This window comes from Rhodococcus sp. P3_B8 (assembly GCF_056402775.1).
On record NZ_JBFUGT010000303.1, the window covers coordinates 1 to 7793 of the forward strand.

Annotated in this window: 8 protein-coding genes, 1 tRNA gene and 1 pseudogene; 2 read left to right on the forward strand and 8 right to left on the reverse strand. The window is 68.1% G+C overall.

Features of this window, described 5'->3' with window-relative positions:
* The 7 genes from AC1D1G_RS38125 to AC1D1G_RS38155 all read right to left on the reverse strand — a co-directional run.
* The coding region (locus AC1D1G_RS38125; protein WP_477956179.1) for a hypothetical protein at positions 1–178 on the reverse strand (178 nt) is incomplete at its 3' end.
* 134 nt (positions 179–312) lie between these two features.
* Positions 313–1278, reverse strand: a complete 966-nt coding sequence (locus AC1D1G_RS38130; RefSeq protein ID WP_037229417.1) for a sulfite exporter TauE/SafE family protein — start codon at positions 1276–1278, stop codon at positions 313–315.
* A gap of 262 nt (positions 1279–1540) precedes the next feature.
* Positions 1541–2785, reverse strand: coding sequence for a saccharopine dehydrogenase family protein (locus tag AC1D1G_RS38135; protein WP_283354457.1), 1245 nt, complete (start codon positions 2783–2785; stop codon positions 1541–1543).
* Positions 2786–2820: 35 nt separating this feature from the next.
* Positions 2821–3225, reverse strand: coding sequence for a DUF2784 domain-containing protein (locus tag AC1D1G_RS38140; RefSeq protein ID WP_283354456.1), 405 nt, complete (start codon positions 3223–3225; stop codon positions 2821–2823).
* A gap of 76 nt (positions 3226–3301) precedes the next feature.
* Positions 3302–3718, reverse strand: coding sequence for a universal stress protein (locus AC1D1G_RS38145; RefSeq protein ID WP_009473568.1), 417 nt, complete (start codon positions 3716–3718; stop codon positions 3302–3304).
* A gap of 105 nt (positions 3719–3823) precedes the next feature.
* Complete coding sequence (locus AC1D1G_RS38150; protein WP_280780028.1) at positions 3824–5278, reverse strand: SDR family oxidoreductase; 1455 nt, start codon at positions 5276–5278, stop codon at positions 3824–3826.
* 72 nt (positions 5279–5350) lie between these two features.
* Positions 5351–5436 (reverse strand) — tRNA-Leu (locus AC1D1G_RS38155).
* Positions 5437–5547: 111 nt separating this feature from the next.
* On the opposite strand from AC1D1G_RS38155, the gene AC1D1G_RS38160 reads away from it, so the two are divergent.
* Together AC1D1G_RS38160 and AC1D1G_RS38165 are read left to right on the forward strand one after the other, a co-directional pair.
* Entirely contained in the window at positions 5548–6900 is a 1353-nt protein-coding gene (locus AC1D1G_RS38160) for a M20/M25/M40 family metallo-hydrolase (protein WP_477956178.1), read from the forward strand.
* 34 nt (positions 6901–6934) lie between these two features.
* On the forward strand, positions 6935–7465 hold the full coding sequence (locus tag AC1D1G_RS38165; protein ID WP_005243092.1) for a YbhB/YbcL family Raf kinase inhibitor-like protein: 531 nt from the start codon (positions 6935–6937) through the stop codon (positions 7463–7465).
* Between the two features lie 76 nt (positions 7466–7541).
* Here the strand turns inward: AC1D1G_RS38165 and AC1D1G_RS38170 are convergent.
* Positions 7542–7793 (reverse strand): annotated as a pseudogene (locus AC1D1G_RS38170) (quinone-dependent dihydroorotate dehydrogenase); the annotation flags it as partial.

Genomic DNA, 7793 nt, shown 5'->3' on the forward strand with positions numbered 1-7793 from the left:
GGTCGTCGCGGGTGGCGAGCAGGGCCTTGTTCTTCGGCGCCAGCTCGTCGATCACCTTGGCCGCACCCGACCAGAACCCGTCGGCGTCCACCCCGGTCCCCGGCAGCGCCTCCTCGTTCACGAAGTCGTAGAGCACCTTCGCGACCTGCAGACCGCCGACCTCAACACKCTCAGTCATGAAATGCCTCACTGTTCCGCACTTGGAGCACCGGACGGGTGCCATGAACCGCAGCCAATGTTACCCGCTGGTAAGGATGCGGTGTGGCAGATGCTCGGCGGAGGATCGCCCCGAGGTGAGGGCGGGAAGTGAGGTCAGGCCTTCTCGCCGGTGGACGGCTCCAGAGACGGGGCCTCCGACTCGATGGGCGTGTCGTTCTCGGCGTCGATCCGGTGCAGATCGCCTGCGGCCTCTGCCGCGCTGAGACGCGAACGACGCCAGGCGACGACCAGCAGTCCGGCCCACACCGCAACGAGAGCGAGGTACCCGAGGGTGGCGGCGACACCGGTGACGTCGAACGTCTTGAACAGCTTCTGCGCGTTGGTGATGATGATGATGCCGCCGACACCGGTACCCAGAAGGGTCGCGGGCACCCGGCTGACGAGCCAGGCGGCGAGCGGTGCGGCGATGATGCCCCCGAGAGCCAGCCCCGCGATGATGGGGATGTTGTCGAAGAAGTCGCTGCCGAGACCGAAGATGAACCCGATGCTGGCCGCGGCGGACACCAGGAACTCCGACGCGCTGACCGAACCGATGACGGTGCGCGGTGCGGTCTTGCCGCGCGAGAGCAGCGTGCTGGTGGTGATCGGCCCCCAGCCGCCGCCGCCGCTCGCGTCGATGAATCCACCGAACAGGCCGAGCGGTGACAGGAACTTCGCCGTGTGCGGCGACGTCCGGGCGTCGTTGACGGCGGGAGGGCGGATCGAGAAGCGGAGCAGGACGTACACACCGATCGCCAGCAGGATCGTCGACGTCACGGGGACGGCGGCGGCCGTCGACAACTGGGACAGCACCGTCGCACCGAGGAACGCGCCGATGGCGCCGGGGACACCCAGGCGCAGTACGAGGGCCCAGTCGATGTTGCGGAACCGCCAGTGCGACGCGCCGGAGGCGAGCGTGGTGCCGACCTCGGCGAAATGCACTGCTGCGCTGGCGTGTGCCGGTCCGACGCCGCTGAACACGAGCAGGGTGGTCGCAGTCACGCCGAAGGCCATGCCGAGAGCGCCGTCGACCAGCTGGGCACCCACGCCGACCAGCGTGAAAATCAAGAGCTTGAACATCGAGACTCCGACCGAGAGAGCGAACCGTCAGGGCAGCAAAGACCAGCGAGCAGGCTGGTCAGCAACATCCCTGGTCGAAGGCATGGCCTCGGCGGGAGGGCCAGAAGGGCATGAGGGCGAGCGAGGCCGCGGGGCCTGCCTGCGCGCTCGTGCCGTTCACTCGGACTCCCACATCTCTCGTCGCGTGCGCGGCCGTCCGCGCACAAGGCTCGACACTAGCTGGAGGGGTGGGCGCGTGTCATCTTCACACGCGCCCAACCGCTCACAGTTTTCGCGCAGAGATCTCGAAGCCCGCGTCGCGCAGCCGTGTCACCAGGACGTCGCCGAGTGCCGTCGCGGGGGTGAGGACACCGGCCGAATCCGGCAGTGCATCGCCGCCGAGGACGAGGCTCAGCGCGGATTCGCCGAGCATCACCGCGGTGGCGCTGTATCCGGGGTCGCCCTTCGCCTTCACCCGCGACGTGTAGCGCGCGCCCGTGGTGGTGGTCGTGTACACGTCGATGGTGAAGTGGCCCTTGCGCTGCGCCTCTTCGCTGGGGCCGTCGCCCGGTGAGGGCAGAACGCGGTCGAGGACGTACCGGGTGGGCGGGAGGGCCATTCCGACGATCAACGCGCCGAGGCCGGCCGCCACCGCACCCGCGATCACCGGTGTGATCGGGGAGCTTCCGACGTTCATGACCTCGCGGTACTTGAATTCGCGACCGTAGGCCCAGTCGCGGAGCGCGTTACTGCGCCGCACGACCCGGGTGTTGTAGGGGCCCATGAAGAAGGGGGCCTTCCACCCCTTCAGGCCGGGTGCGATGTCCTTGCCGTTGACCACGCTCATGTCGGACTGCTTGCCGAGGTCCGGTTCCTTCGAGCGGTCGGGGCTCAGCGAGTACGGCGACGCCGCGAGATGCCGCGACGCCGGATTCTTCTTCGACACGTCCACCTGTGTGCGCAGCGAATCGATCGTGCCGCCGCTGACGCCGCCGCGCACAGATGTGACCACCAGGGTGGTGTCGGTGAGTTCGCCGGCGCCGTCCTCCCGGACCTTCTCGTGCAGGACGTGCACCCCGAGGTCGGACGGAATCGAGTCGAACCCGCAGGAGTGGACGATCCGGGCGCCGGTCTCGCGGGCCCGATCGTGGTTGGCGTCGATGCTCTCGCGGGCGAACAGCACCTCTCCGGTGAGGTCGACGTAGTCGGTGCCCGCCTCGGCGCAGGCCGACGCGAGGGCGTGTCCGTACTTGGCGTACGGCCCGACCGTCGTCGCGACCACCTGGGTGCGTCCCGCCAGGGCTGCGAGCGACGGGGCGTCGTCGGAGTTCGCGACGATGAGGGGCCATTGCGCCGCGCGCGGACCGAGCGAGGACCGCACCGCTTCGAGTTTGGCGGCTGTCCGCCCCGCGAGCGCGATCCGCACGCCGTCCGGGGCGTGCTGTGCGAGATAGTTGGCGAGAAGTGTGCCGACGAAGCCGGTGGCCCCGTAGACGACGAGATCCAATTCACGTGCGCTGTCTGTCATGGCACGACCCTACTCGGCGGTAGGGAAGCGGGAGCTCAGACTCCGGTACCGGGGTGGGTGGGTGCGAGGGGTACGCGGGTGCGGAGGCGCAGGACGACGTAGCCGACCCACGAGGTGACGACGCCGAGCGCGACGAGAGTTTGGATCGCTCCCGCGGCGGATTCCGGGTAGACGACCCCGGTGAGGTAGTGGGAGATGAACCCGGACGAGGGGAGTGGGTCCTGCCCGGCGCGGACCCGGGCCCAGCTCTCCACGTGTGTCAGCGGACAGTCGATGCCGACGAGGAGGCCGGTGAATCCCCAGGCCACCGCGGCGAGGTGGAGGGCGATGGTGCGCGGCCAGTGCCAGGCGAGAAACCCGCCGCACACGACGTAGAGGATGAAGATCAGGTGCGCGACGGCAGTGGCGTCGGCGACGACCTCGAAGAAGACGTTCCCCATCGATGCACCCCTGACATCCGAAGTTCCCCCTACGCCATCGTAGGCGTCGCCCGGCCGGGTCCGCCGGGTAACGGGCTCAGGCGGTGCCGCGCACGTCTTCCTTGACCACCAGGATCGGAATGTCGACCTCGAGCAGGAGGCGCTGCAGCCACCGTTCCAGGAGGAACTTGCCGATCGGGGACATGCGCCGGGTACCCACGACGAGCAGATCCGCACCGCTGCTGTCGACCAGCGCGCACAGTGCGCTCACCTGATCTCCGTCGTGTTCGTTGGTGCGCAGTTCCCACGACGACTCGCCGACCCCGCCGCCCTCGAGCGTCGCCTGGATCTCGGCGCGCAAGGCGGACCGGTCGGACTCGGCGTCCTGCCCGGGGTCGTCGTCGAGGACGTGGAGGACGAGCAGCTGTTCCCGTCGTTGCACAGCCTCGCGGGCGGCGTGGACGATGGCCGCCCGGCCTTCCGGGCTGTCTCGGTGGACAACGGCTATCGCCATGAAGCGCCTCCATTTGCAGGTATCGGTACGACCCCTATTATCCCCGTGCCGGAGAGTGCTCCGGCTGTGTCGATGCTCTCGTAGGCGGATCCGAGCTGTGTTCGATCACCAGGGTGAGGGCTCGTAGTCCTTCAGGAAGCAGCCGTGCAGATCGACGCCCTGCTCGCCCTGGACGATGGGGTCGTAGACGCGGGCGGCGCCGTCGACGAGGTCGAGGGGGGCGTGGAAACCCTCGTCGGCCAGGCGCATCTTGGTGTAATGCGGCCGCTCGTCGGTGATCCACCCGGTGTCCACCGCGGTCATGAGGATGCCGTCCTCGAGCATCTCCTTGGCGCTGGTGCGGGTGAGCATGTTCAGCGCGGCCTTCGCCATGTTGGTGTGCGGATGCCCCGGGCCCTTGTAGGCGCGGCTGAACTGGCCCTCCATCGCGGAGACGTTCACCACGTACTTGCGGCGGGCGCCTGCCGCCGCCATCGCGGGGCGCAGCCGGGACACGAGGATGAACGGGGCGACCGAGTTGCACAACTGCACCTCGAGCAGCTCGATCGGGTCGACTTCCTCGACCGTCTGGACCCAGCTGTTCGTGTGCGCGAGGTCGGGCAGGAGTCCGCCGGCGTCGATCGCCAGACCCTGGTCGATGCGATCGGGGGATGCCGACTTCGCGACCAGCGCAAGTGAGCTCACCGCGTCGGGGGACAGTGCGGCGCCCGCCATCGCGGACACGTCGGACAGTGAACCGGCGAGTGCCGCCGGGTGGGCGTCGCTCGTCTTGCCGAACGTCAGGACGTCGGGCAGGTCGCCGGAGGGAAGGGCACCGGACTCGGCATCCGCGAGCGCGCTGTAGGCGCCGGGGGAGCGTCGCACCGTCTGCGCGGCGTTGTTGATCAGGATGTCCAGCGGGCCCTGCGCGGCAACGGAGTCGGCGAGCGCGACGACCTGCGCCGGGTCGCGCAGATCGATTCCGACGACGCGCAGCCGGTGGATCCACTCGCTGCTGTCCTCCATCGCCTTGAACCGGCGGATGGCGTCGTTGGGGAAGCGTGTCGTGATCGTCGTGTGGGCTCCGTCGCGGAGCAACCGCAGCGCGATGTACATGCCGATCTTGGCGCGGCCGCCGGTCAGCAGCGCCCGGCGTCCGGTGAGGTCGGCGCGCGCGTCCCGCTTGGCGCGGCTCGTCGCCGCGCAGTCGGGGCACAGCTGGTGGTAGAAGGCGTCGACCCGGGTGTACCGCTGCTTGCAGATGTAGCACGGGCGGGGCCGGATCAGGGTGCCCGCGGACGCGCCGTCGGCGTTCGACGTGAGGGGGATGCCTGCGGTCTCGTCGTCGATTCGATCGGGGGAACCCGTGGCGGTCGCGGCGACGACCTGACGGTCGGCCTCGGAGACGGCGTCGCGGGCCGCGATCCGCCTGCGCTTCTTCAACTTCTTGAAGAGGTGACCGACGGCGCGCTGGACCGTGACGGAATCGGGATCCGCGTCGTCGAGTTCCGCCGCCTGATCGAGAACCTTCAAGCAGATCTCGAGCTCCGACGGATCGATCGTCGTCGTTGTTTCACCCATCGAACTTCGCCCTCTCACGAAGAAGGCCCCGGTTCGATGAACCGGGGCCTTTTCGTCTGTCTCAACTCAGAGTGTCCGAGGGGGGACTTGAACCCCCACGTCCGTTAATAGGACACTAGCACCTCAAGCTAGCGCGTCTGCCATTCCGCCACTCGGACTTGCTTGCCCCCATTTCCTGGGTGCTGCAAAAGATTAACCGATGAACCGCCACGGCCCAAATCGCCCCTCTCACCTGAGCGTTTCCGCTGCTGCGGTGGTAGGAAAGTGGAGTGCCAACTACACAGGAAACCCCAGGCCAGGGTCGCGCCGAAGCCGAAGTCGTGGATCTCGTCAGTTCACTGATCCGCTTCGACACGTCCAACACCGGAGAGCTCGCCACGACGAGGGGCGAACGCGAGTGTGCGGAGTGGGTGGCGGCCCAGCTGCAGGAAGTGGGTTACGAGACCGAGTACGTGGAGTCGGGTGCACCGGGCCGCGGCAACGTATTCGCGCGGCTGAAGGGGTCGAACCCCGACCGCGGCGCCCTCATGCTGCACGGCCACCTCGACGTCGTTCCCGCCGAGCCGGCGGACTGGCGCGTCCACCCGTTCTCCGGAGCCGTCGAGGACGGATACGTGTGGGGTCGCGGCGCCGTCGACATGAAGGACATGGTCGGGATGATCCTGGCGGTGGCCCGCCAGTTCAAGGCCGAGGGAATCGTTCCTCCCCGCGATCTCGTGTTCGCCTTCGTCGCCGACGAAGAGGCCGGTGGCAAGTACGGCTGCCAGTGGCTGGTCGAGAATCGCCCTGACCTGTTCGAGGGTGTGACGGAAGCGGTCGGTGAGGTCGGTGGTTTCTCCCTGACCGTTCCGCGACCGGACGGCACCGACCGCAGGCTCTATCTCGTCGAGACCGCCGAGAAGGGCCTCGGATGGATGCGGCTGACGGCCAAGGGCCGGGCCGGGCACGGTTCGTTCCTGCACACCGACAACGCCGTCACCATCCTGGCGCAGGCAGTCGCCCGGCTGGGTGCGCACACCTTCCCGTTGGTCATCTCCGATTCGGTGGCCGAATTCCTCGCAGCGGCGGGTGAGGAGACCGGACTCGACTTCGACYCGAAGTCGCCCGACCTCGACGGCACCCTCGCGAAACTCGGCACCATCGCCAACATCATCGGTGCCACCCTGCGCGACACCGCGAACCCGACCATGCTCTCGGCCGGCTACAAGGCCAACGTCATCCCGCAGACCGCGGAGGCCGTCGTCGACTGCCGGATCCTGCCCGGCAGGCAGGCCGAGTTCGAGGCGACGGTCGACGAGCTCATCGGGCCGGACGTCCAGCGTGAATGGATCACGAAACTCGATTCCTACGAGACGACGTTCGACGGGCATCTGGTCGACGCCATGAACGACGCGATCCTCGCGCACGATCCCGGTGCCCGGACCGTGCCCTACATGCTGTCGGGTGGAACCGACGCCAAGGCGTTCGCGAAGCTCGGCGTCCGGTGCTTCGGGTTCGCTCCGCTGCAGCTGCCCGCCGACCTGGATTTCAGCGCGCTGTTCCACGGTGTCGACGAACGGGTACCGGTCGACGCACTACTGTTCGGTACACGCGTGCTGGAACATTTTCTGCTCCACAGCTGATCCGAGAACCGATACGCGACAAGAGAGGAACCGCATGTCACACGACCCGTACGAGGCACTTCCCGACCTGCCGAGTTTCGAGCTGACCTCCACCGACGTCACCGACGGGCAGCCGCTGAACAAGGAACAGGTCAGCGGAATCTTCGGCGCCGGCGGCTACGACAACTCACCGCAGCTGTCGTGGTCGGGATTCCCCGCCGAGACCAAGAGCTTCGCGGTGACGGTGTACGACCCCGACGCGCCGACGGCGTCCGGATTCTGGCACTGGGCTGTTGCCAACATTCCGGCCGACACGACCACGCTGGTGAGCGGTGCAGGCGACGACGACGGAACCGGGCTGCCGAGCGGTGCGATCACGCTGAAGAACGACGCCGGATTGCGTCGCTTCCTCGGTGCGGCACCGCCGGAAGGACACGGTCCGCACCGCTACATCTTCGTGGTCCACGCGCTCGACGTGGAGACCCTCGACGGGGTCACGGCCGATTCGACGCCGGCGTTCCTGGGTTTCAACCTGTTCTCGCATGCGATCGCTCGCGCGAAGATCCAGGGGACGTACGAGCAGTAGCCCGGTAGCTCCGGAAAGACTTAGGTGGCCGGCGAATCCTCGGATTCGCCGGCCACCTGTCTGTGTGCGGTCGGTGTCAGCGCACGGCGCCTGCGCCGACCGCATCGGCGACGGAGGAGTAGCCGGCCTCGCGCACCTTCCGGGCCAGCCCCTTGTGGATGCGGCGTGCCCAGAACGGCCCACCGTAGATGAATCCGGTGTAACCCTGCACGAGGGACGCCCCGGCCAGGATCCGGTCCCACGCCTGGTCGACGGTCTCGATGCCGCCGACGGAGATCAGCACCAGGCGATCACCCACCCGCGCGTGCAGGCGGCGGAGGACCTCGAG